This is a genomic window from Halobacteriovorax sp. CON-3 (assembly GCF_043196995.1).
GTDB lineage: Bacteria > Bdellovibrionota > Bacteriovoracia > Bacteriovoracales > Bacteriovoracaceae > Halobacteriovorax_A.
Window position 1 is genome coordinate 706,979 of sequence record NZ_JBEBNA010000001.1, and the last position, 24,249, is coordinate 731,227.

At 35.8% G+C, this 24,249-nt stretch carries 20 protein-coding genes and 1 tRNA gene; 10 read left to right on the forward strand and 11 right to left on the reverse strand.

Annotated elements, in window-relative coordinates:
- Positions 1 to 20: 20 nt before the first annotated feature.
- On the reverse strand, positions 21 to 3,830 hold the full coding sequence (locus ABMA72_RS03265; RefSeq protein ID WP_392856034.1) for an ankyrin repeat domain-containing protein: 3,810 nt from the start codon (positions 3,828 to 3,830) through the stop codon (positions 21 to 23).
- Positions 3,831 to 3,951: 121 nt separating this feature from the next.
- Here ABMA72_RS03265 and ABMA72_RS03270 point away from each other — a divergent pair, with 121 nt between their 5' ends.
- From ABMA72_RS03270 to ABMA72_RS03280, 3 genes are all read left to right on the forward strand, one after another.
- A complete protein-coding gene (locus ABMA72_RS03270) occupies positions 3,952 to 7,197 on the forward strand; it encodes a pentapeptide repeat-containing protein (protein WP_392856037.1) in 3,246 nt (1,081 codons plus the stop codon).
- A gap of 133 nt (positions 7,198 to 7,330) precedes the next feature.
- Positions 7,331 to 7,759 (forward strand): hypothetical protein, encoded by a 429-nt coding sequence (locus ABMA72_RS03275; protein WP_392856038.1) that lies wholly within the window; start codon positions 7,331 to 7,333, stop codon positions 7,757 to 7,759.
- 14 nt (positions 7,760 to 7,773) lie between these two features.
- Entirely contained in the window at positions 7,774 to 8,166 is a 393-nt protein-coding gene (locus tag ABMA72_RS03280) for a hypothetical protein (RefSeq protein ID WP_392856041.1), read from the forward strand.
- Positions 8,167 to 8,236: 70 nt separating this feature from the next.
- On the opposite strand, the gene ABMA72_RS03285 is transcribed toward ABMA72_RS03280, so the two are convergent.
- From ABMA72_RS03285 to tatC, 5 genes are all read right to left on the reverse strand, one after another.
- Positions 8,237 to 8,740, reverse strand: coding sequence for a TraR/DksA family transcriptional regulator (locus tag ABMA72_RS03285; protein ID WP_392856043.1), 504 nt, complete (start codon positions 8,738 to 8,740; stop codon positions 8,237 to 8,239).
- Positions 8,741 to 8,996: 256 nt separating this feature from the next.
- The gene (locus tag ABMA72_RS03290) at positions 8,997 to 9,425 is read right to left on the reverse strand and encodes a FliG C-terminal domain-containing protein (RefSeq protein ID WP_392856046.1); all 429 of its coding nucleotides are present in this window, start codon (positions 9,423 to 9,425) and stop codon (positions 8,997 to 8,999) included.
- A complete protein-coding gene (gene rfaD / locus ABMA72_RS03295; RefSeq protein WP_392856047.1) occupies positions 9,409 to 10,395 on the reverse strand; it encodes an ADP-glyceromanno-heptose 6-epimerase in 987 nt (328 codons plus the stop codon). Before rfaD ends, ABMA72_RS03290 begins: the two co-directional genes overlap by 17 nt.
- Positions 10,392 to 10,904: a DUF4149 domain-containing protein gene (locus tag ABMA72_RS03300; protein WP_392856050.1), complete on the reverse strand. Its 513-nt coding sequence runs from the start codon at positions 10,902 to 10,904 to the stop codon at positions 10,392 to 10,394. Before ABMA72_RS03300 ends, rfaD begins: the two co-directional genes overlap by 4 nt.
- Positions 10,905 to 10,920: 16 nt before the next feature.
- Complete coding sequence (tatC, locus tag ABMA72_RS03305; RefSeq protein WP_392858005.1) at positions 10,921 to 11,652, reverse strand: twin-arginine translocase subunit TatC; 732 nt, start codon at positions 11,650 to 11,652, stop codon at positions 10,921 to 10,923.
- 82 nt (positions 11,653 to 11,734) lie between these two features.
- Here tatC and ABMA72_RS03310 point away from each other — a divergent pair, with 82 nt between their 5' ends.
- On the forward strand, positions 11,735 to 12,319 hold the full coding sequence (locus tag ABMA72_RS03310; protein ID WP_392856052.1) for a hypothetical protein: 585 nt from the start codon (positions 11,735 to 11,737) through the stop codon (positions 12,317 to 12,319).
- Here the strand turns inward: ABMA72_RS03310 and ABMA72_RS03315 are convergent.
- Positions 12,312 to 13,010 (reverse strand): (2Fe-2S)-binding protein, encoded by a 699-nt coding sequence (locus tag ABMA72_RS03315; protein WP_392856055.1) that lies wholly within the window; start codon positions 13,008 to 13,010, stop codon positions 12,312 to 12,314. The two genes, ABMA72_RS03310 and ABMA72_RS03315, sit on opposite strands and share 8 nt — an antisense overlap.
- Before the next feature lie 2 nt (positions 13,011 to 13,012).
- Complete coding sequence (map, locus tag ABMA72_RS03320) at positions 13,013 to 13,780, reverse strand: type I methionyl aminopeptidase (RefSeq protein ID WP_392856057.1); 768 nt, start codon at positions 13,778 to 13,780, stop codon at positions 13,013 to 13,015.
- Positions 13,781 to 13,942: 162 nt separating this feature from the next.
- Between map and ABMA72_RS03325 the strand changes: the two genes are divergently transcribed.
- From ABMA72_RS03325 to aat, 4 genes are read left to right on the forward strand one after another with little or no spacing between them, the layout of a single operon-like run.
- Positions 13,943 to 15,571 (forward strand): YiiX/YebB-like N1pC/P60 family cysteine hydrolase, encoded by a 1,629-nt coding sequence (locus tag ABMA72_RS03325; RefSeq protein WP_392856059.1) that lies wholly within the window; start codon positions 13,943 to 13,945, stop codon positions 15,569 to 15,571.
- A gap of 32 nt (positions 15,572 to 15,603) precedes the next feature.
- The gene (locus tag ABMA72_RS03330; protein ID WP_393056058.1) at positions 15,604 to 16,557 is read left to right on the forward strand and encodes an NAD(P)-dependent oxidoreductase; all 954 of its coding nucleotides are present in this window, start codon (positions 15,604 to 15,606) and stop codon (positions 16,555 to 16,557) included.
- A 15-nt stretch (positions 16,558 to 16,572) separates the two neighbouring features.
- Positions 16,573 to 17,676 carry an arginase family protein gene (locus ABMA72_RS03335; protein ID WP_393056061.1) on the forward strand — a complete coding sequence of 368 codons (1,104 nt, stop codon included), beginning with the start codon at positions 16,573 to 16,575 and terminating at the stop codon, positions 17,674 to 17,676.
- On the forward strand, positions 17,663 to 18,361 hold the full coding sequence (aat, locus tag ABMA72_RS03340; RefSeq protein ID WP_393056064.1) for a leucyl/phenylalanyl-tRNA--protein transferase: 699 nt from the start codon (positions 17,663 to 17,665) through the stop codon (positions 18,359 to 18,361). The genes ABMA72_RS03335 and aat overlap by 14 nt, the downstream gene beginning before the upstream one ends.
- A 74-nt stretch (positions 18,362 to 18,435) precedes the next feature.
- Here aat and ABMA72_RS03345 read toward each other — a convergent pair whose 3' ends face one another.
- Together ABMA72_RS03345 and ABMA72_RS03350 are read right to left on the reverse strand one after the other, a co-directional pair.
- On the reverse strand, positions 18,436 to 19,953 hold the full coding sequence (locus tag ABMA72_RS03345; protein ID WP_393056067.1) for a hypothetical protein: 1,518 nt from the start codon (positions 19,951 to 19,953) through the stop codon (positions 18,436 to 18,438).
- A 16-nt stretch (positions 19,954 to 19,969) separates the two neighbouring features.
- On the reverse strand, positions 19,970 to 21,316 hold the full coding sequence (locus tag ABMA72_RS03350) for a hypothetical protein (protein WP_393056070.1): 1,347 nt from the start codon (positions 21,314 to 21,316) through the stop codon (positions 19,970 to 19,972).
- A gap of 32 nt (positions 21,317 to 21,348) precedes the next feature.
- Between ABMA72_RS03350 and ABMA72_RS03355 the strand changes: the two genes are divergently transcribed.
- Positions 21,349 to 21,435 (forward strand) — tRNA-Leu (locus ABMA72_RS03355).
- Between the two features lie 94 nt (positions 21,436 to 21,529).
- Here ABMA72_RS03355 and ABMA72_RS03360 read toward each other — a convergent pair.
- Positions 21,530 to 23,116, reverse strand: a complete 1,587-nt coding sequence (locus ABMA72_RS03360; RefSeq protein WP_393056073.1) for a PilZ domain-containing protein — start codon at positions 23,114 to 23,116, stop codon at positions 21,530 to 21,532.
- A gap of 121 nt (positions 23,117 to 23,237) precedes the next feature.
- Between ABMA72_RS03360 and ABMA72_RS03365 the strand changes: the two genes are divergently transcribed.
- A complete protein-coding gene (locus ABMA72_RS03365; protein ID WP_393056076.1) occupies positions 23,238 to 24,191 on the forward strand; it encodes a hypothetical protein in 954 nt (317 codons plus the stop codon).
- Positions 24,192 to 24,249: the final 58 nt, after the last annotated feature.

Sequence of the window (24,249 nt, forward strand, 5' to 3'; positions counted from 1 at the left end):
AGCTGGCCTTCTTCTATCAATTAATACCATCTTATAAATTTTGCTAAATCCTTATGGCCATGCTCTTTAGCAATTTGCCATGCTTTGTCTTTATTTCTATTCTTCTTATTCTTATCCGCTCCTGAGTCTAAGAGAAACTTCGCAACTTCTTTATTTCCTTCTCGTGCAGCACTCATAAGTAAAGTTTCCCAAGCAGCAAAGTAGTCATAGTCTAGATCAAGGCCTATTGCAATTAACTCTTTTAAAGCAGTTATATTACCTTCTTTAATAAACCTTGATAAAAAATAGCCATTCACTTTACCTTTGTTATCACCCTGATAATAAGAACTAATAAGATTTAGATTATTAACGCTAAATTTTTTCATCGTTAAAAAGCTATTAAATATTGCTTCAGAAATGAAATCAGAGAATCTCAATGAATCATTTGCTTTTATAACCATTAATAGAAATTCTTCTCGAACAACAGGATCAGAAATCTCCTTAAATCTCTCATAAACATCATCTTTCGTGATTCTATCGCTTGAAATGTTCTTAATATTGAGTCTCTCGAAGGAGTTTCGCTTAAATAAATCAATCAACGTAGGAATAGGAAGATATTTCACATAAAGTGCTTTAATATGATCACTACCTCTTTTTGCAACATAATCAGCAAATTTTTCTGCATATTCTAAATAAAGAGATGCCTCATCTCGATATGAAAAATACTCAACGGACCTAAGTAAATAGACATCTGGAATAAAAAGATTTCTTTTCTTAAGGGAATTAACAAAGTGTTCTAAAATACCTGAATATACCTTATGAGAATATTTATAATCATAACGATATCCAAACTCTTCATCAATTTTTTCAGCGTATTCAATATGATAATTATTAGCTAAGAGATTATCTAAGAATTTAATATTCTTTTTGAGGCCTGCAAAGACAGCTTCAAAGTAATCTGCTCCACCTCTTAATCTTTCATAAAGATCGTGCCAGCCTTTTTTAGCAACTAGAAATGAGAATGATTGATCGTCGAGTTTAAAGTAGCTAAAGTTAAAATCGGACTCAGTAAGTAAGCTGGAGTAAAGATTTGATACACTCGACTCTGTCTCATTTGATTCCGGTCTTACCATTTCTCTAAGTTTCTTTATACTCTCATAATCTCTCTTCACTCTTTCAAAACAATTTGGTGCTTCTCTGTAAAAGCCATATCCTTTACTATAAGGATTCGCGTATCCTGGGTCAGCAAAGCGTTCTAGAGCTTTCACATTGTCATTTAAAAGACAGACAATCTGTACAAGATTAAACTTTCCAATTAATGATGGTTTTATAGTCTCTTCATAATCACCTGCATGAGGCGCCACATCCATTAACCAATCAATAGAGTCATATGCAGCAGCGACTTGTGCGGCAGAAACCTTATACTTAGTAAGAAATTGCTCAAATAAACTATACTTCTCAATATATTTTCTTAAGAGTTCTTCATTCTTTAATTTTACAATAAGAGAAATGGGCTGTTCCCACTTCGTCGTCTCTGGCTGTTTTAGCTTCACGCCAATATCAACTAAGGCCAGCGCCATGTCAGTATTCCCTTCGCGAATTGCAGTTAAAAGTGCTCTTAACTCGTCACCATCTCCAGTTTCATTAAAGCCGAATTCTCTTTTTAGAAAATTTACCATGGCCTTGCCACCAACAATCTCCCCTTCATGTAAACGAAGAGATGAATAGGCTTCAAACTTAGTTAGCTTGGCGCCACTATTCTTTAAAGCAATCGCATAAGAAGTAAGTCCTTCACTTATTGCCATCGAAATAGGAGAAACACCATTTAATGAATAGTTAAGATCAAATTTGGCATCATTGATTGCCCATCTTAAAATACTGGTGTCACCCCTTTTAATAATCCTATTTAAAATTGTTTCAGAACCTTTACAGTGAGACACTATTTCTCGAAAACCAAATTCTTCGAATAAAACTTTTAAATCTTCTAGGCTTCCATTACTTGCAACAAGCGAAAATGTATTAGAGCATTGTGACTTTGTAAGTTCTAAATCGGCTCCATACTTCAAATAAACCCTAAGTGTTTCAACGTCTAATGCATATCTTGCAGAATTAATAAAATAATTATTATTAGGGTTAGAGATTAAACCACCGTGTGCAAAGTAATAATCAAGAACTTCACTAAATCCATTCATCGCAGCATAAGAAGTAAAAGATTGATTCTCTTCTTCCTCAATAAATAATTTTACAAAAACAGTGTCCATTAAAAGAGGGTTGATATTGTATATTTCGACAGCTTCTTTTAATGCATTAAGGTCATTTTCATAAAGACCTTTGGCCATTAACTCAAACCCCTTGGCCATCTTTTCAGTATATGTATTTAAAATAATTTCTACTTCTTCATCTTTAATAAGATCATCAACTGTTTGAGACAGACCATTTTCTTGACCAATATTTAAATTAGAGTCGCTAAGTAATAGTTTTACTAAATTGATATTATTAGACTCGGCAGCGTACATCAAAGGAGTGCGTTCAAAGATATCCACATAGTTTATATTTGCACCCTTTGCTAAGAGGGAACGGACTTTACTAATATCTCCTTCTTGTGAATATTGAGAAAGAGCACGGTTTAGTTCAAGTTGTCTTGCTTCTAAGAACTCTTTTTCAGCAGTATTTACAAATTCATAAACATTATAACCTTTACGATTTATACGCTCGATTAATACATCATTTTCAACAAGTAATTTAAACAATTCTAATCTAAGGTTGGTTTCAGATTGTGGAATACATTGCGCAGCTTTTAACAATGCAGTATTGCCAACATTGTCATACATATGCACATCTGCACTACCGTTTATTAGAGATTTAACAGCGTCTATACTCCCTGTGCAAATCGCATTAAATAGTGGAATATCCCTTGAATTAGTTACAATTTCTTTGAATGTAATAAGTGATACTTTGCTATCACGACGACCAAGAACAATTTTTGTACCAGAAGCATTTAGGGCCATATCGGTTACTTGCCCAAGCTCTAGTTCATACTCACTTTGAGACTTATTTAATAAGTTTATTTTATGAATCTTCTTACCCGTTGCAAGGGTTAAAGAAGAGTTTTGAATAATAAGTGCATGAACTTGAGTATTAAAATTATGCTCGAAAACTAAATTACTTAAATCATCGTTGTATACTTTAACTTGACCAGAGCGGTCAGTAACAAAAATATAATTTCCATTTTTACTAAAACCAACCTGTGCAATTGCAAATCCATCAAGTTTTTTGTCTACGAGAACATCTGTACTTGTTAGGTCTCTAACGATGACTCTTCCATCTCTCGTACCTAATAGAACATTTAGAGCACCTTTAGAAAAAATATCGGCACTTCTAACACCGATATTACTATATTCTGTAATGGCACCAGATTCGTCGTTATTAGTATCCACAAAGAAAATACTACCTAGACGATCAACGGTTACAAAATAAGATTCATAAACTGTCGATTTAAGTAATGAATTATCAGATATATTATAGCTTTTTTTATCAGTAAAATCAGATAGATTAATACGTGCAACAATACCATTCCTTGTAGACATTAAGAATTGATCTTCACTTATAAAACTTAAATCAGTAATCTCTACTTCTAATGTATTATCAAAAAATAACTCACCATCTTTTCTTATTAACATTCGTCCACCACGGTCAGTCGTTGCAATATATTTACCGCTGGGACTAATCGCAACACTTGAAATTGCAGAAGTATGCTCTTCAAGTACCTGATTTTCCTCAATTGATTTAGCATTTCCTGATAGTGGAAGTAGTAATAGAGCGAATGCGATAAACGCAAAAAGACCTTTCATAAAATAACCTAGTTAATGTTTGATTTCTTACATGTTATTAAATAGTGCATTAAAAACATATATTATTGTAATTTATACAAGGGCCAATCGAATCTAGGCACTTTTAAGGTATCTTAAGCTTATGAAAATTTTAATCACAACGATATTGATGCTTTTAGCACTTCAAACAGAGTCTTATGCTAGAAGTTGTAAAGATAATACTAACAAAGACTTGATCTTTTTATATGAACATCACATGCCCAACCTCTATGGTCATCCCTCGAAAGGAAATCATCCTCTTGGGGAAATAGAACAAAGAAAGCTCATACGACAGAATTTAGAAGATTATAGAAATCCAAAAACTGGAAAAGAACCAAGAATCTGGGAAAATAGTCATATATTTAATGGTCTAGGTTCCGATTATTATGACGATTTTAATGTGTTTAAACAAATACCAGAATGCACCAACTTCATAGCAATAGTCGATGATTCAACTTACCATAAACAAGATGGAGAATTATATGTAAACTTCGAATGGAGAATGAAGAATACAAATAGTAATTCAAGTTATGTTAGGAGTACCTGCCATTGCATCGACTTAGTTCAAATAGGTCATGAAAATAGTATCTACATGAAGGAACTTGCCTCAAAAGTAAGTGGTGGTTATTGCCATGCAGATACACTTGAACAAACTCTAGAATGTATAAAAAACTTTGCCCCTACTTCTAGTTCTGACAGAGAAAAGGCAACAGGTTGGACAATTCACCTTCCTGATCCTCCTAGGGATAATTCTAGTTCTGACTCTACTTCTAAATACTCCAGCTGGGATGATAAAAATAAAGAATGTACATTCTCGAGAGGTGGAAAAACAGGGCTTAATCAAGTTAGCTCATATGAAGAGATGAAGGAACTAGAACATTATCAATGCTTTGACTTCACTTCTATAGACTTAAATTCAGCTCCGTACAATAAGCTCGATATCTACTCAAAAGACATCACTGGCTCAAAATTTGGTGATACGACTTTTCAAAGTAAGACTTTCAAGCAGTCTGAAGGGATATCAAATGTCGAATTCAATGGGACAAGCTTTAAGAACGTTATTTTTGAAACGAATGTTTCAAACGTTAAATTTTCATATAACAACCTAAATGAAGTTACTTTTAGAAGACAATTTCATACAAATAATCTTACTGATGCCACAATCAATAGAATAAATATTTTAAATAGAGGGTGTGACAACGGAAAAGGTATCAACACGATTAAAGATAGCAATATCACAGGCAGTAAATTCTCAGAGAAATATGGAGGATGCTCTAATCATATCTTAGGGCTGGAAATCGATAATACAAAAATCGAAGATTCAACATTTGAAAACATTATATTCAGTAGGCTAAAACTAATATCAGTCGATATAAGTAATAGTAATTTTTCAAATACAAAAGCTAACTCGACAAATATTCAACATTCAAATTTTAATAAGAATATATTCGAATCAACCTTCCTTTCTAATGGTCTCCTTTATAGGAATAGGTTTCAAAACAACCGCATTAGCCTACTTAAAATTGATAAGATGAGTGAAGTTACATCCAATGAGTTCATAGATGACAAGATATCACAACTAGGATTTTTCCAGGTTAGAAAACTTGAAGATTTTAAGATCAAGGGAAGAAATCCTGGAGATATTATATTTAATGATATCAATGCAGATAGTATCGACTTTTCAAATGCAGTTTATAATTACTCATTCACTAAAACGACACTTGACGGTTCAAACTTCACCCCTGGCCCAAATGGCACATTTAACAGCTCTATTAGCTTCGATGGATCATCTTGCAAGAGCTGTAATTTTTCAAATCAATTTGTTAGTAAAATTAGTATTAAAAACTCCAACCTAAGTAATTCAAAATTTGAAGATTTTTCTACGAAGTCGTTTGACTCAATTAAGTCTAATTTAGATAACGCGAATTTTGAAAAAGCTAATTTAGGTAAGGTAACAATCAAGAACTCAGAATTTGAAAACTCAAACCTGTCAAATGCTACTACGAGTGAGAATTCAACTCTAACATCATCAAATTTCAATGGTGCAAGTCTTAAAGCAATGACACTTAGAAAGGCCGACCTATCAAACTCAACATTTAACTCTGCCAATCTCCAGAGAGTCAAATTCTCAGAGGATACGAAATTCTATAATAACGAATTTTCAGGAGTCGATTTCTACGGAGTCTCTTTTAGTAACCTCATTTTTGATAAGGCAAGTTTTGTCGGTGCTCAAAATATCGGTAAAACAACTTATGGAACGAGTGATCTCACCCTTTCCAATGTCAATATGAATAACGCCAACTTCCATGGTGACTTCAAAGGGCTTAAGGTTAGTAATTCACTCTTCATTAATGCTTCATTTAACGGTGGAACAATTACTGGAAAAATTGAAAGAGCTGACTTTAGCTTCGTTAAATTTAAGGGTACAAATATCGGAAATTCAATTAAGACTGAGATAAAAAACTCAATCTTTGACAATACGACAATTGAAGGAACAATTCAGGCAACCTTTAATAACACAAGCTTTATCAATTCAGAACTTAGTAAGACAAGTATTAGAGAGTCGAATTTCGTTGATGTAAACCTAACTGACGCCAGACTTGGAAATGCCCATATTTATAAGTCTGAGTTTAATAGTTCTAATTTAACAAACACACTATTTGATGGTGCTACTTTCATCAATACTAAAATTTATAACTCGAAGATGATCTACACCAGCCTCTACGGAGCAAGTGTCGATCTTGAGATCACTCAGTCAACTTTGAAAGATGTTTACGGCCTTGATGCAATCACAGGACCGCTACACTACGCGACATTAAATATTAGTGATTCACAATTAGATGGACTTAACTTTGCAAATTCTCATATTCAACATTCTAGTTTTAGGAATTCAAGCCTAAAGAATGTTGATTTTAGTGGAGCTATTCTTAAGAATATTGAGTTTAATGATGTTAATTTAAGTGACGCCAACCTTACAAATACAAGCTTTGAATCACTTGAGATTAAGGGCTCAATCTTACACCGTGTGGACTTTAATGGTGCCGAATTTTCGAGTTTTGAGATTAATAACTCAGATTTAAGTGCTTCTCGTTATATCAATGGTGCCAATTGGTATATCTCAGGGAAAGCAAGTTTTGATAATTCCAAATTAGACGACTTAATCTTTTCTAATCTAAACCTTATTGGCGTTTCTTTTAAAGGTGCAAGCCTTGAATATGCTCTATTTAATAAAGCACTCTTACAGGACGCTGACTTTACTGGTGCAAACCTCTACGAGACAGACTTTACTGGGGCCAATACAACTGGTGCAAATTTTAATACAGATACTAGTTATACATATGGCCTATAAGTATTGAGGATCGCATTTTCTGATCTTTAAAAAATAAAAATTACTATATATATATTTCAAAAGGCCCCTTTTCGGGGCCTTTTTCGTATATATTGGCCAAACAAAAAGACGAAGACGAAGAGAGGACGAATTTATGAAGAGAATACTTCTTACAGCTGCTGCTTTAGTAACGTTTGCAGGTAATGTGCAAGCAATGCCAAGTCTAATGAATGAAGATATGCCATCAACATCTGTTGCGACAGCTTTCACAGTGGCCCCAATCGGACTAGCAATCCAAGCAGTAGGATCAGTAACTCATGCAACATTTCTAGCTTCACTTGCAGTATTTAATCCATCTGAGGCAGTTCAGATGACACAAGAATCTCTAGGAATTTACAACAGAGAAGAAATTGAGCGTGCTATTGAAAGACGCGATATCGATATTATCGACTCTCTAAGAGAGATGGTAAGAGAAGATTTAAAAGCGGGCGGACAAATTGAAAGCCTTGACCAGCTATCTGATGAAGATGTTGATCAACTTATCAACGTAGCACTTTATATACCAAACGAATCTGAAGAATAAATTTGAGGGACAATATGAAAAAACTTACTTTAACAATTTTAATGGCATTAACAATTACTAACTCGGCCAATGCCATTGAAACGACTAGAGATAGCTTAGACACTAGTTCAATGATCACAACTGGTTGGGTTTATGCAGCTGGTTTATATACTGAGATGGTCGCAACTCTAGGATTTCAAATTTCATTTGCAGCAAGTGTTTCTTCCCTACAAGTTACGGCAAGAGCAATTAATAATCTAAATCGTGAAGAAGTAGAAAGAGCGATTGAAAGAGAAGATCAAGATACTCTTGATTCAATTAGAGATCTTATTAGATACGAGCTAGAAGAAGCTGGTGAGATTTCTTCTGGTGACGAATTAACTAATGAAGAAGCAGATATTCTTCTTTATGTAGTTCTAACAAAATAATTTTTCAAATAAAAAAAGGCCAGTTTAAAACTGGCCTTTTTTATATATATCCTTTGCTTAAAGTTATCTTTTAAAATGCTGCATTCTTCTCATCAAAGCTTCTTGCGAAAGTTTCGATTGAGACAACATTTGTATTTTCATCCATTCCATCGGCATGCTTAAAAGCTACGTTCTTATTATGTGCGCTCATTGCATTTCCATTTGTATGAGATCGCTTTTCATATGTACGAGAGTTCTCTTCTCTTTCAAGCTCTTCTTTACAAGAGATGCAACAAGTTGCGATTGGTCTTGCATGAAGTCTTTTGATTGAGATTTCATCTCCACACTCTTCACACTCTCCGAAAGTACCGCTTGCGATTTTTTCAAGAGCACGATTAACTTTGTTCAGTAGGAATTTGTCTCTTCCCATGAGCTTAAGTTTTAGTTGAGCATCTCTTTCATTTGAAGTTTGGTCGATAATGTCACCACTGGTCTGGTTAGTTAGTACTTGCTCGACACTTCCTGTTGCACTGACCAGCTGATTTTTAAGATTAATGAATAAGTTTTTGAAATGTTCTTTTTGTTCATTGTTCATAGTATCTCCATTCAATCTAAAAATTAGTAGTCCTTCACGTCATACCTAAAGTCTTCTTCCTGATAACTTTAGAGAGATTCCTTTCTCTGCTATTTATAAAGCAATGCCCGTGCCAACTTTTTAGTCGGTTATTCGGATAAATTTTATGGAATTAGGTGGTGCAAGGGAGGATTTTGGTGCCAGACTGACTTTTTAAGGCCAGTATTGGCACTGTCAGAACGCACCAGTCCTCAATTTTCGTTGAGTTTACAAGATTTTATACAAGTTTATCGTCTCGCGAGATAATCAGACGTTCATCATCAATCATCTTTGAATAGATTAGCATAACTTCCTGATGGGCCTCTAGGGCCTGAGACTTTGGAACTTTTTTCTGGATAAAGAAAAGAATATCTTCACGAATACTCTTAGGAAGCTTTGCAAGAATCCCATTACGATCCTCTTCTTTTTCAAGCTTCAACGCATTAGCTAAGGTTTGCGTTTTAACTTCCCTTAAGAACTCACTCATCATTTGTGGTGTAATAAATTGTAGATCTTTTAAGCGGTACATACTCGCACGTAACTTATCCGCTAAATCAAAATCCATTTTCGTAATATTTGAAATTAAGGTTTCCTTCTCTTCCTTATTCATTAAAGAGATGGCCTCAAGAATTGCTTCAAATCCAGACTCTTTAGAGTTTTTCGACATATGGATTCCCCTTCATCAGGTGATTCTTAACATAGTCGGCAACACCCTCATCAACAATACGAAACTCAAAGTTTGGAAGAACCTTTCTAAACTTATCCATATCTGCTTGCGTATAGTATTGGTATTGATTACGTAGATGCATTGGCATATCGATGAATTCGACATTAGGCTCTCGTCCCATAGCAATGAATGTTTGATTAACTAGATTAAGGAAACTGTCTGCTCGTCCAGTTCCGATATTGTAAATACCTGAGTGCTTGGCCATCTCCTTCTCAGATAATTCAATCATCGCATTGACCACATCCTTAACATAGACGAAATCGCGAAGCTGCTTTCCATCCTCATAACCTTCTTTATGAGACTTAAAGAGTTTTACCTTGCCTACTTCATTGATTTGTTCAAAGGCCTTATGAACAAGAGAGCGCATTTCTTCTTTGTGGTACTCGTTAGGCCCATAGACATTGAAGAATTTTAATCCAAACCAATGCTTTGGACGATCAGTCTGATTTAGAACCCACTCATCAAATAATTGTTTTGAATATCCATAAGGATTTAGTGGACGAAGTTTTCCAACTTCCTCTTCTTTATCTTCATAGCCAAGCTCACCATCACCATAGGTAGCAGCAGAAGAAGCATAGATATAAGGGATATTTAAATCACAGGCCAAGTCAAAATAGAATTTTGAATGACCAACATTATTAGTCATTAAATAGTCCATATCCATTTCAGTTGTCGATGAACAGGCCCCCATATGATAGATGCAAGAGATTTGCTTATGGACTTCCTCTAATTGAATATCGATGAACTCATCAGCGTGAAAATACTCGGCGTACTTTACGCCTTTTAAGTTCTTCCACTTCTCATTGTGATCAAAGCGATCAACGATAATAATATCATCACGTCCAAGCTCATTAAGCTTTGCAACGAGAACGCTTCCAATAAAACCAGCGCCACCAGTTACTAGAATCACGCCTCACCTTCTTTGCTTTCTAAACGCATTAGACTTGTTAGCGAGACCCCACACATTGTTAAAAGGGCCAGAAGCTTATAGCTATCGAGGCGAACATAGAGCTTATGATAACCTCTTAGTTTATCTTCAAAGACTTGATACTCTTCATCAGTATGAGCATAGTTTGATTTTGCAATCTGAGAGTCACGAATCCCAGGAGAAAGCTTAGTCGTATACACGATAGCAAGAACAAGAGTTGTTACAGCGATGAACTTCATAACAACAGACGCCTTACCTTTTTTCTTATAGAGAAATGTAGCGATGATAAGTAGCACGGCAAAGATCATTTCAATGATATTAAATGAAGTGAAGATGATTCCACCTAGAGTTCCTGCTTCTTTTAAAGAGCTAACATTTCGAAAGATACTAGGAGCTGCAATGAAGTCGATGAAGACAGTTGCAAAAAACCATGAAAGGCAGACGCCAAAAATTAAACTTAATAATACGTGTTTCTTTAGTAGTGATTTCATAAAGAAATCATACCGTCTATTTCATGTGATGACGAGAAAGATATGGGTGAACAATTAACGCAACGGCCAAGATACCTAACTCAAAAAGAGCAACAAGAGGAACCCAAAGTCCCATCATTGTAATCACATCAGGAGGAGTCAGCATCGCAGAGACCAGCGCAAAACCAACGTAAACATAGCGTCTCATTTTTGCTAGGGACTGCTTTGTTACAATTCCCATAAAACCGAGAATAAGAAGAACATTTGGTAGTTGAAAAATAAGCCCTAGAAAAACGAGGACCTTGCTTGAAAGAACCAGATAATCCTTTAGGCCAATTGTTGCCTCAACATTTTGTACCCCAAATCCCATTAGTGTTTCAAATGTAAGGGGAAAGACAATGAAGTAGCCAAAGCTTACACCAGTGGCAAAAAGAAAGAGACCAATGATGAGGAAAGGCTTAACGGCCTTCTTTTCATGATCGTAGAGTCCAGGAGAAATAAACTTCCAAACCTGGTAAAACCATAAAGGACAAGAAAGAATAACACTTGAGTAAAATGCTACCTGAAATTGAGAAAGTACCTTATCAAGAAGTCCAAGGTAGACAACCTTGCCCCCACCAGAGTCACCTAAAGCATTTCTAAGAGGCCTTAGCAGAATCTCCTGGATGAGGTCACCATAGGCGTAACAAACCACAAAAGATACTAAAATAATGATTAGTATCTTAATAAGTGCAGAGCGCAACTCTTCTAAATGGTCAATTAATCCCATCTCTTTCAAAACTTACCCTAGTTTTCCATCCATACTTAAAGTAAAATAAATTGATACTAATAATTTAACACAGTTAGAACGAATGAAATACCCATTATTAATTTTTATTGTTAATTTTATGATCACTCTTCCGGCCCAGGCAAAGACGATATTGCTATGTCTAGGACAAGAAGAAAGCTACTATGCTAAGAGGCACGATACGGGGCCACGCTATCACTTAAATCAAATTATGATCAATGAGATCTCTTCTGTTGGTAACCCTCAATTCTCAAAAGGTTATTACAATAAGTTTTGTTCTGATCCAAGTAAGTCACCGACTCTGAAACTTCTAAAGGCCCTGACAACAGGCCAAAGAAATATCTTTGATTTTAAAGAAGAAGACGGTGGGATTGGTGTTCAATATTCCATGTCGACTTATAATGAATTTCGTTTGAAATCGATAAAGATCCTAATGGAGTATCTTGCAAAAATACAGGTGCAAGCAAGTAGCGCAGACTGTCTTGAACAGAATATTCCAGGTCTAAAAGAGTTCTATGCTCGCTATCGTTATCTTGAAGGAGAAGTAAGTCTTTCAACTCTAAAAGGTTCAAAAGAATCCCTATTAAAGATTTATGATTCTCTAGAAAATATTGATGCAATATTAAAGAAGTGTAAAAAAACTAAATAAAGAAAATACTTAACTCAGAGTCCTGCGCCGTTATATGAGAAACAAACTCTTGAGAACTCGCGGCCTCTTCGTCACCAATAATATAAAGGTGGTGTCCAATAAGTCCCTCGATACTAATTCCTCCAAGCTTCTCTGCTAAAGGATAAATATCTTCTAATAGGAATTGATATGGCCTTTTGCCTGCCACCATATCTTTTTTAAAGCCATTGAAAGTCACAGCAGGAATAACTTTTTCCTCGCGACTTGTTTTAAACATTGGAATGATATCTGAAAGACAAGACCCACAACCACCAGCGGCTTTGGATAGGTTTGTAATCGTTAAAGGATCACTTGCTCCCCTTTCAATAAGTGCAGCAACTTCACTGCGACTCACACCAAAGCAACGACACAGCGTATTTTCTGTATCAATGGCCATTAGTTGGTTTGGAGAGAAATAATTTAGTACTTCTCTAAATAAGCTAAAAAGCTCTAGAGACTGGCCTGAATTTTGTGCAAGAGCATCTTCAATTTCAAATAATAATTGTGATTTAGAACTCTTTGCTCGTTCAAGAATATTCATAATGAGCTCTTTTAAAGAGCTATCATCACTTTCAACAAAGTACTCACGCACTTCATTGAGCTTAGAGAATCTAAGCTCAACTCGGCATGGATTAGTAATTTTTAAATCTGGTGCAATTAGGCTCGTATTCACTATTAAGGATGAACCTCATAACTTCTAAGAGTTAGAATCTCAAAGCCACCTTCTGTAACTAGGATCGTGTGCTCAAATTGCGCCGACCACTTCTTATCTTTTGTCAGAACTGTCCAACCATCTTTAAGAACTTTACAGTCCTTTGTTCCAAGGTTGATCATTGGCTCAATTGTAAAAGTCATACCAGGCTTCATCTCTGCGCCCTTACCTCTTTTTCCTACGTGAACAACTTGAGGATCCTCATGGAACTCACGTCCAATACCGTGGCCACAATAATCTTCAACGATACCGTAACCGTGATCGTGTGCGATCTCCATAATTGAAGCACCGATATCACCAATATGGCCACCTGGGCGAACTTGCTTAATCCCTTCCATCATACATTGATAAGTTACATCAACAAGCTTCTTAACTTCATCAGAAACATTACCAACTAGGAAAGTCTTATTAGTATCACCGTGGAATTTATTTAAATATGTTGTGACGTCGATATTTAGAATATCACCATCTTTAAGAACATCTTTTGTACTTGGAATTCCATGACAAACAACTTCATTGAGTGAAGTACAAACTGACTTTGGAAAACCGTGATAATTTAATGGTGATGGATAAGCACCATTTTTAATAATATATTCATGACAAAGAGTATTTAATTCCTCAGTGCTCACACCTGGCTTTACGAATGGTTCAATATACTCAAGAGTTGATGCCGCTAACTTCGACGTAGCTCTCATTAATTCAATTTCGCGTTTCGACTTGATCGATATCATACTTTTCCCTTCGGTTCATTCTAAGTGCTTAAATATACATTCCTTTTAACATAGTTTGACCCACTAAAGAATAGACAAAGTTAAAAATTTTACAATTTACAACACGCTAAGTACCTAGAATGGCATAATGTGGCGAAAGAATTCAGAAATTAGGACTTATCAATGAAACAAATTATCGCCATTTTCCTCTTAACTGTGAACGTATTTTACGCAAACGCACAGAGTAAAGCAGACAATAAATTATTTCATTCGACAATGACTCAGATAAATGAAATTCAAGAAAGAATAAATGACACAAGCTATGACCCATCAAAGCTAGGTTACAATATTCGTGAACTTGAGAAACTTATCAATGCAAGTAATGATCTTGTGAGTGTGACAGAAAACTATAGTCGATTAATCTATCGACAATCTGTTGATAAAAAACCAATCCGAGGTGCAGACTTATCAATTATTGGTAACCTCATGAATACAGCTGCACTAATCATGGAAAAATCCAGCCTTTATACGATAAAGGACTTAAGTAATGCCCGTTCATACTCAGAGCTTGAGTTTGCCCAAATCAAGGTAACAAACCTACTTGCAAAACTTAATTACGTGAATCTCTACTTAGTGACTCACGATATTTTTTACAAGAATAAAACGATCAAAGAAGTGACAAAAGAGATCATTAAAGTTCTCGACAACGAAAAACAAGTTGAGATTCTTAAGCAGTTCACAAAGATTGCAAAGAGTAAAAAATTCAATGAAGAACTACAATCAGATCTAAGAAACTTTCTAGAATATCATTACTACTACCTTAAGTTGTTAAATCCTGATCTAACAAGAGGTGTCGTTCTTGTTGAAAAGTTTCAGATCGAAAAACACCTACTTGATAAAAGACTTCCAGTTATTGAGTTCTATAGCATTGGTGATTGGTTTGTTGAGATCTTCAATCGTACGACAAATTTCATCTCAGGACTATTTGGAAACCTTGTTGGTAAACTACGTTTTCGCCATGGTCATATGTATGATAACGAGAGAGCTTTTGACTACCTTGAGACAGTACTAAGGCCACTGGATATTATTGCAGAAAAAACACCTTTTGCAGCAACAGACTTCTTTATCCCTGGTCACTTTGGTCATATCGCCATCTACCTTGGTACAGAAGAAAAACTAAAGCTTGCAGGACTATGGAATACTCCATTCATTAAGAAGTATCATAAAGAGATTCGCCGAGGCAAAACAATTGTCGAGTCCATTCGTCCAGGTAGTCGCCTTGTGTCTCTTGAAGACTTTTTAGAGATTGATGAGATCACAATTATTCGTGAAAAAGGAATCCTAGAAAATAAGTGGAATCGTGAGATGGTGACAAAGGTTGCACTTGAGCAACTTGGTAAGAAGTATGACTTTAACTTTGATGTCACAACTCTTGATAAGGTTGTATGTTCAGAGGTTCCTTACCATGCTTATGGACACAAGAGATGGCCAACAAGTTATATCCTAGGAAGAAATACAATTTCTCCAGACGAGATTATCGAGAATGCTTATCGTAAAGGATCGGGCATTGAATTTGTTGCCTCAATTAAGGCCAACAGGAAGCATGAGCTGTTCAGTATAAGTAAAAAAGAAATGGGAGATAATCTAGATTTTGACTACGATGAATCAAGAGATATGTTCAAAAAGAAAATCAAAGCATGTCGCTTAATTAAAGTTGTTGATCATGATCAGCGCTCAACGATAAATGGTCGATATCGCACATATAAAAAGTGTAAAACGATCAAGAAAGACTTAATTTATAGCGCCTTCTAGCAAAGAAAAGAAAAAGTTGCTAGATTAAGGGTATGAACTATTACTTCTATCGACCAGAAATTTCGAGCTATCAAGGAGAGGCCTTTCGCGTTAAAGAAAGGCAGTCACTAGGGCAACTTGGTATCAAGTGCGTGGACACCCCTATTGAGATTCCAGATGGTGAAAGTGTTATTGTTATCTCAACAAGCTACACAGATAACGAAAGTATCGTAAGTTCACTTAAGCACGCAAATATAGCTCTATGGATTCACCCAAACTCTGGCTATGATAATTTCTCACTTGAATTTGTGAAAAACGCGAAATTCCCTATCGTTTTAGGAAATGAGATCAGAGCAAATGCCGTGGCCCAATTCTATCTGCAGGCCCTCTTAAATCATCAAGGAAATATTCCAAAGCGCCAGCAATGGGATCAGGCAAGAAGTTATAATAGAAAACTTCTTCACACTAAAAAAACTCTTATTATTGGCCGTGGCCCAATTGGCGCAAGACTAGGTAATGCTCTTGAAACACTAAATGTCAGTGTTAGCTACTATGACCCATACCAAAATAAGCAACAAAATACTAAGTACTTAAAAGAAGAACTGGCCAACGCTGATATTATCATCATGGCCTGTTCTCTAAATAAGACATCACATCACATTCTCAATGAAGATATTTTTACACTCTTAAAAGATGATGTACTTATCATGAATGCTGCAAGAGGCAAGCTTATCGACCAGCAGGCCCTCGTAAACTTCTTAAGTAAGAATAAGAATGCCCATGCAATTATTGATGTCTTTGAAAAAGAGCCAATTGACTTTAATGAATTCAAACACCTTTCTAATATAACTCTCAGCTCACATATTGCGGGAGTGTATAAGGGAATTAACGATGCTATTATAAAGTTTGAAAAGCGTGTTGTTAGAGACTACCTTCACGACCAAGAGCTTGACCTTTATAAAACAGCACTCCTAAGCTCTCGTGTTAAGGGTGATTTTTTAATCTAAAATTAAGGACTATATATGACTAAAACAAATGAAACATTATTAAATGATTATCTATGCCCTCCAGGTTTTGGAGTATTTACAGTAAATACGGCCAAGGAAAGAAAAGATAAGCTAACTAAAGTTCTCTATAACACAACAGAAGATCAAGATATCAGAACAGCTTGGACGAATGAACTTTCTAAGCTTGCAGATGTAAACGGTTGCGCTATCTTAGGAGTTGCCTCTGACTGCGGAGGAGGAATTCAAAGAGGAGCAAACTGGGGCCCATTATTTCTTAGAAATACACTAATTGAAGAACATCTTGAAGTATATAAACAGTGTTTTGACCTAGGTGACATTAGAGTAATCCCTCACCTATTACACGATAAGTATTTAAATGATGATACAATAAAAAGTGCTCAAAATGCACTATATGGGGGAAAACAGCTAAGTGTTTCCCCCCTTAGTATTGCAAAGGCCAGCGTTGATGAAGTTTTCAAAAATAACAAAAATTTAAAAATCTTTAGTATTGGAGGAGACCACTCTGTAAGCTTTCCACTAGTTAAGGCCTGGATCAATAATCGCAGATCACTTGGTAAGAAAGTTGGTCTTATCCACTTTGATGCACACACAGACCTTTTAAGAGAAAGGCTTGGTATTGATTACTGCTTCGGTTCATGGCTAACACATGTATTAGATGACCTTGAAACTCCTAAGCATTGTTATCAATTTGGAATTCGCTCAACAGGTAAATCAAAAGAGCACTGGGAAAGTGAATTTGGCCTAAATCAGTATTGGGCAAAAGATGTAAAAGAAATTGGTGCAAAAGAATTGGCGCTTAAAACAATTGAAGAACTTAAGAAAGAAGGAATCGAAGAAATCTATATCAGTTTTGATATTGATGCCCTTGATGAAAGTGTTGCGAGTGCAACAGGAACACCTGAACCAGAGGGACTAATGCCACATGAGTGTGCTACAATGATTAAAGAGTTTACTAACGCCTTTAAACTAACTGGTGCAGATATGGTTGAAATTGCTCCACTAGTAGGTCTAAGCGAAGAGGGCTCTCGTACAACACTTGAAGTAGGAGCAGCAATGAGCGCTCTTATGATGGAGGCCATGATTAGTGCCGATAATTGAGTTTCCCCCAGTCGAGATCGCAGATGAGCAAGGGCTACTAGCAATTGGTGGAGACCTCCACCATGACTCTCTTCTATTGGCCTATCAAAGTGGAATCTTCCCTTGGCCAATTTCTCAAGAGTACCCCCTTGCTTGGTTTTCACCTCCACAAAGAGGTGTGATTCGATTTGACGACATTCAAGTAAGTCGCTCCCTAGCTAAATTTGTCAAAAAGAGTGGCTGGACAATATCATTCAATCAAGGCTTTCTAGAAGTCATCAGACAATGCCAAGAAGTTCACTCTGGATCTTCAGAAGGTACATGGATTACCGATGAAATTATTGAAGGTTATTTTAATTTATTCCATCAAGACCTAGCCTATAGTGTAGAAGTTAGAGATGAAAAAGACCAACTTATTGGCGGGCTCTACGGAGTAAGCATGGGACATTTCCTAAGTGGTGAGTCCATGTTCTATAAAGAGTCTAATGCTTCAAAAGTTGCCCTACTAGCTATTCTTTCAGTGGTTAAAAGAAACCAGATCCCATTTCTTGATACTCAAATGGTTACACCTATTACTAAATCGTTTGGAGCTATTGAATTAGATCGTAGTGTCTTTATTAGCGAAATTGGACAATTATTTACTCAAACACCTATCGAATTTCCGAATACTAAAATACCTGTTAAAGATCTACTTAAGTCTTTTTAATTTTAAATATAATGCGGCCCTCTTAAAAAAGATCGCAATACGCCAGCGGCTTTGATAAATATTTTTAGATAGAATCATTTTACAATTTCCTCTTCACTAATCCCTAAAGCATTCCATTCACATGCAATTTGTGAAAGAGCGAATTTCTTTAGTCTCTTTGAGAAGTATTTTAAATTTGCCATTGTCGGCGACATCAAGTGAAAGCGATCGATCACACCATCTTCTTTAAGATATGAAATAATTGAAACTTCACCAGAAGATACTTGTGTTGTCGCAAGGAATATCCCAGTTTTAAGCGAGTCAGGCTTTAACTCAACTCCTTTTCTAATAATTGGATATTCTTCACAGATTTTAATAATATTTGAATAGGTATTCTTTAACTCTTTTAAACGAATCAAAAGGAGTTCGTAGGTTGATCCATTAAGGGCAAGGTACTCGGTATTTGTAAGGTCACTATATTCATAGAAAGGTTCGTACTTCTTACTATTATAGTGATAACCGTAGCTTTGCAGAGGCATCGATTTAAGTGAAAAATCGAGGGCCCCAAGATTTGAATGAAAGTAGCTTTCTAAATTTAAAAAGTACTTATTCCCCTCTATCGTCTGAATGATATCATTGATAATGTCCTGATAATCATGAATACGATCCCTAATATCGTAAACCCATTTGCGATCTTCAGAATTAATTAGCCTACTAAGCTCGTCTTTCGTTTGAATCTCTGAAAGATTAGTTAAATTACTTAGGGTCTCAAATTGATAGTTTAAAATTTGATATAACTCAGTAAAAGACGAAAGGTTGAAAACCTTTTCTAAGCACTTTAAATTTTCAAGCGCACAAAGAATTTCATAAATGAACATACGGTGAATCTTTACGGAGCTACTTGTCTTTAGGTTTCCAACGAATTCACTTAACTCAAGGCTTAACAGAGATGTAATATTCTTTAGTGGTAAATTTGATTTTAATAGCAAAGAGATGGCCTCATCAAGACTCTTTCCCTCAATTTGCTTTTCTAAAGACTCAGACTTACTAAAGTCAAAATCAAAGAAACTATCACTAATACGGTTTTCATCGATATTAAAACGAATAACTGAACTTGAAAGTGGATTATTAAACTTTTTAACCGGAACTTCGATTTCCTCACCAGTCACCTTAAGGGGCGAAAGGTACGTCTTACATAAAGAATCTTCAAGGTTATCTTTTTCTAAGTGATACTTCCCCGCAGGTGTAACAACCTCATATTGAATACGATCTTCTTTTCGATAGAAGTGAACACCAAAGTTTCGATTAACTTCGGCCTCAAACCAAGTCATTGACTCAAATAGATGAGCAAATGAAAGCGCAGTTTGTCCATAGCCCAATGAAAGGGCGTAGAAGTCTCTTTTATGATCATTTAAATTTTGAAATTGATAGATAAGTAAAAAGCGTGCGTTTAAAAGATTATACTTTTCCTTGAGCTCACCAGCATTTAAGAGATCAAGACATGTCAGGCCAGAGAAAACAATATGCTGATCATCAAAGTGAGAAAGCATAAGCATTGAAAGCTCTGCTTTTGATTTTACCTGAATTTCGTTCGTGATATCAAAAATATTCATCTATTTAATTTTCCAATTACTTTAAATTAAATCTTACGTCGTATGGAAAGATTGGGCCAACTTCTTTATCTGGAGCACAACTTTGTTTCTTACCATTTGACCACACCCAATTATATATCTTTTGATTGAATGTGTCTGCACCACTATCGTATTCAATATAGCGATAGTATGGGGCCCCTGAGTTAGCAGCACTAGATAATAATGTGATTGCTGCAGGAAATGAAGCGGCAATTTCACGGTCGCGACACCCACCAATTAATTTTCTTTGATCGACAACAAATTTACCTTTACTATCTCTCACATTGCGCACCCATGTCTTTAAACGACAGTCAAAATAGTAACCTGTTTGGACTGCATTTTCAAAGGCCGTCAAATACTCTAACTTCCAATGCTTATCCTTCTCTTTTTGAATATTAAAAGGACGCACATACTTTCGACATAGACTAAAACGATCTAGGTGATTGCGATAGAACTCAATAAATCGTTGAGAGATCCCTTCTTCTTTTCTGAAAATCACGAGGGCGTCATCATACACCTTACGACATGACGTTTTTAATGTTTGCAGTTCACTATTTGAAAATAAGTGGCCTGAGTTGATAACATATTTAAGCGCACGATTAGGCAGAATTGGAGATTCTAAACGATAGGCCCCCTTAAGCTTTCTTCCCACATCATTGCGACCCATTGAGTTTTCAATAAAGGCCTTCGCATACTTCCAGTCCACATATTTCTTTAAAGTATTTAGCCCTTGGACTTCTTGAAGAGACTCATCAAGCATACTCTTTGCAATTAGTATAACCTCTGAATTCCAGTCATCATTTAAGTCGCAAAGTCCTGTTAAACAAGATTTTAAAATATAGCCACCAATGATTTGAACTTGAATGGTTTCTTCACGTGGAAAACTACCATCAACAAGATATTTTAAATCACCAAAGACGGCCACTCGCTGAGGCTTTCCATCGCGTCCTAGAAGTCTTGGAATAACGGCCCAAGAAAAATTTGGAGTTGATACGTTTGATGTGTAATCATTCCAAATATCTTTTTCTTTACAAAATTTACGTTCTTTAAAAATTCGCCCACTAACTAAATCAAGTTCGAAGTGAACCTCGCTATCACGGGGCGTTGTAATAAAAACATCCACAAGCTTAGTGCGCATATCCATACGTGGTGCAAAGTCGAAAAATAAATGCGGAACAACCCTGCCCTCATAAGTAAGATAATTAAAATTACCTTCTCCAGAGAACCAAGCCGGCTTAACTTGAGAAGTCGGAAGGACAATTTTTTTTGTTGCACAACCTACAATGAAAATTGCAAGTAAAAGAAAAATGAATTTAGTAGTTTTTTTGAATTGACAAATATACACGTTATAGTCCAAAATCGTTAAACACAAATAGCGGTTCGGTGTTGGAATTGGTAGACAATCTGGATTTAAAATCCAGTGGGGGCAACCCCGTGCGGGTTCAAGTCCCGCCCGAACCACCATTTCCTTTTCTTAATTATCAACGGATACATTTATTTAATCAAGGACTTAGACTGATTCAGTCCGTTTTTTTGAAACGCGATGCAAAATAGTAAATTAAGCAGCTTTCTTAGAGTCGTCGTTATTGTTGAGGATTTCAATCATACGCTCTCCAATAACTTCCATGATCGAATCCGAAACAGACTCAAAGCGCAGCCCAAAGCCTCTAGGACGATTCTTTGATGCTCTCATGATAGTGAAATCAACTGCGAGTGCGCGGCCAAATAGGCCCTCAGAGATATAGATTGTTCCACGAGTATTTTTGTCAAATTCTTTCTCAAATTTCGTCACTTCAACAAATCCTCCACTAAGGGAAAGATTTGTCAGGTAGCCCTTATAATCTTTTTGAACTCCTACAAGTGAGAATGAGACAAGTTCTTGAAGATCAACTCGGTACTCAGTTCTTTCGATTTGATATTTATTATTTTCTGGATTTTCTTTATCCTCTAAAACTAATTGTGCTTGTGTATTAAGCTCAAGACAATCTTTGGCAGCAACCCAAGGTGCACCGGCCTTCTTCTTAACAAGTGTTTCAGATGTAATAATATTCTTTTCTAAGTCAACTAGCATTTCATCAAAACGTAAAGGCCCAACTACCCCGGCCCCCGTATCATATTGCCATGACTTCTTATTTGAGATTTCAAAAGACTTACCATTTTTAAGTCCTTCAATATTTAGTCGATCAAGTTCTAGGTCATCAACTTGAGCACGCGTCGCAATTTCAAGTCCACCACTTGAGATATCAAACTCTCCAGTCGCTTCTTCACTTAAATCAATCTCAACAGTACGATCCTCATCTTCTAAGACAAGTGAGTCACGTGAAATAAGATTAATCTTAGGGCCTGCATTTGTACTTTCTTGTGGTGGCTTAACATCTTCAATCTTCACTTCTTCATTGACTGCAGAAATGCCGATTTTACTATCAGTATAACTTTTGAAATTTTCTAATTCTTGTTCAGCAACTTCTAGCTTTGCATTTAAGGCCTTTGCCTTTGCAATTACTTTTGAAAGATTCTTTCTTGCAATCTTATTTTCAACGGCGAGATTTTTATATTTGATTTTAAGTGCATTGAATTTTGATTGGTACTCTTGAGAACTTGAATTTCCATCCTCCAACTCACGTGCTGTGGATAGAACTTTTGTAATCTTACGATTAACGTCACTGATAAGATGAGTCTCATCTAAGATTGATTCTAGCTTACCGATAATAACGTCGCTGCGATCACTCCCCGATGAACCAATAAGTTGCGTGATATCTCCAATCCTTTCTTCGACGTTTGAAATCTTTTGACCAAACTCTTCTCGAAGTTGATCACCGATTGTTGAAACTTCATCTTTTACAATTTTAGAAATTGCACTTAGTAATTCATTATTATGGGTACTCTTAATCTCTAACTCTTCTTTTTTAATACTGTGTCCATCTGGTGCAGATACAGGTTTTTCAAATACATCAGGACTTGGTTTTAAAGCTTCAGTAACAACTCGAGGCAGACTCATCTTAGATAACTCAAGCCACTGAGACTTCTTAACATCAAAACCAAATTGATTAGAAAAAACGACACCCGAGAGCGCTTCAACGTAGAGATCGTTAATATCGATCTCTCTAAAAGTCGTGAATGTGTCTGCGATGAAAAGTTTTTTCAATATTTCCTCAACTGTTCTATCTAGTATATCGGTAGGATTTAAACTAAAATTTAATAATATTAGTAGTTTACTCTGTTTTTGTTTACAAACTTCTATTTGAGACATGATAAGGTATTGAATTGTGGAAGAATCAAATAAAAACCAATTAGAAAAAAAAGAAGAAGAATTGGCCAAATTAATTGGCTTTCAGGTGCAAGTTGTTGAAAAAATCGAAGCAGGTTTAAACAAGAAAGAACAAACTTCACCAGATGAACTCTATCTTTGTGGCCTACAAGAAGAGGCCATTAATACTTCCCTCTCAGACTTCTATGAAATTCTACTAAGAATCAATGAATTAAATCATGCTAAGGAAATCGTCATCTGTGATATCGGAGCCTCTTACGCAAAGATGGCCTTTGTGGCCAATCACTTCTTTCCAAATATTAGAGTGATTAGTATCGAGCCAGTCAAAGAGCGAATTGATTACGCCTTAAAAATATTAAATAATACGAAGCATATTTTTATTAACGATATCTTTAAAGAAGAATTGATTAAGAACGATAAAATTGATTACTTCTTCCTCTACTTCCCTGTTGGAAAAATACTTGATGAAATCATCCCACAGATCGATGCACCTCTTATCGCCATCGAGTCTCATGGTGAACTTTTAAACCGACTTGGACATAGTTTCTCTCAAAAAAAGAAACTAACTAAACTTGTCTTCCCACGCCATAACCCGCATAGCTACATTTTTTCTCATAAAGAGGAAACGAGCTTATATAAGGCATTTAAAGCACTTCATAATAAAGATGATGACCTTATTATCATCAATGACCAAAGGCCTTGGTTAGCGGATTCAGAAGGCCTAGAGCACTACTTTGACGAAGAAGATAAAATCACTCTTGAACTCAAGTGTCCTCCTCGAACAATCCATTTTAGTGACAACTTAAAAACGATAAAAAGCAGCGAGCTTGATACTAACGTTCAAGAAATCATTTCCATGCGACGTGAAGGTAAACAAATTGATGGGTGCTTTATTCGTAAGATTTTTGTGGATGGGAGTTTTGAGCTTTCGAGTGGGGTGATTAGAAAGTAAGTATTTCCCATTGCTCCTGCGGAAACAAAATCGACATAAACGTCGATTTGTTTAAATA

Excerpts from the sequence above, each read along its gene's own strand:
- tatC (WP_392858005.1), bottom strand. The coding sequence starts at position 11,652 with ATGGGATTAATTGACCATTTAGAAGAGTTGCGCTCTGCACTTATTAAG.
- ABMA72_RS03265 (WP_392856034.1), bottom strand. The coding sequence starts at position 3,830 with ATGAAAGGTCTTTTTGCGTTTATCGCATTCGCTCTATTACTACTTCCA.
- ABMA72_RS03275 (WP_392856038.1), top strand. The coding sequence starts at position 7,331 with ATGAAGAGAATACTTCTTACAGCTGCTGCTTTAGTAACGTTTGCAGGT.
- ABMA72_RS03285 (WP_392856043.1), bottom strand. The coding sequence starts at position 8,740 with ATGAACAATGAACAAAAAGAACATTTCAAAAACTTATTCATTAATCTT.
- ABMA72_RS03335 (WP_393056061.1), top strand. The coding sequence starts at position 16,573 with ATGACTAAAACAAATGAAACATTATTAAATGATTATCTATGCCCTCCA.
- ABMA72_RS03330 (WP_393056058.1), top strand. The coding sequence starts at position 15,604 with ATGAACTATTACTTCTATCGACCAGAAATTTCGAGCTATCAAGGAGAG.
- map (WP_392856057.1), bottom strand. The coding sequence starts at position 13,780 with ATGATATCGATCAAGTCGAAACGCGAAATTGAATTAATGAGAGCTACG.
- ABMA72_RS03300 (WP_392856050.1), bottom strand. The coding sequence starts at position 10,904 with ATGAAATCACTACTAAAGAAACACGTATTATTAAGTTTAATTTTTGGC.
- ABMA72_RS03310 (WP_392856052.1), top strand. The coding sequence starts at position 11,735 with ATGAAATACCCATTATTAATTTTTATTGTTAATTTTATGATCACTCTT.
- ABMA72_RS03290 (WP_392856046.1), bottom strand. The coding sequence starts at position 9,425 with ATGTCGAAAAACTCTAAAGAGTCTGGATTTGAAGCAATTCTTGAGGCC.
- ABMA72_RS03345 (WP_393056067.1), bottom strand. The coding sequence starts at position 19,953 with ATGAATATTTTTGATATCACGAACGAAATTCAGGTAAAATCAAAAGCA.
- ABMA72_RS03280 (WP_392856041.1), top strand. The coding sequence starts at position 7,774 with ATGAAAAAACTTACTTTAACAATTTTAATGGCATTAACAATTACTAAC.
- ABMA72_RS03270 (WP_392856037.1), top strand. The coding sequence starts at position 3,952 with ATGAAAATTTTAATCACAACGATATTGATGCTTTTAGCACTTCAAACA.
- ABMA72_RS03325 (WP_392856059.1), top strand. The coding sequence starts at position 13,943 with ATGAAACAAATTATCGCCATTTTCCTCTTAACTGTGAACGTATTTTAC.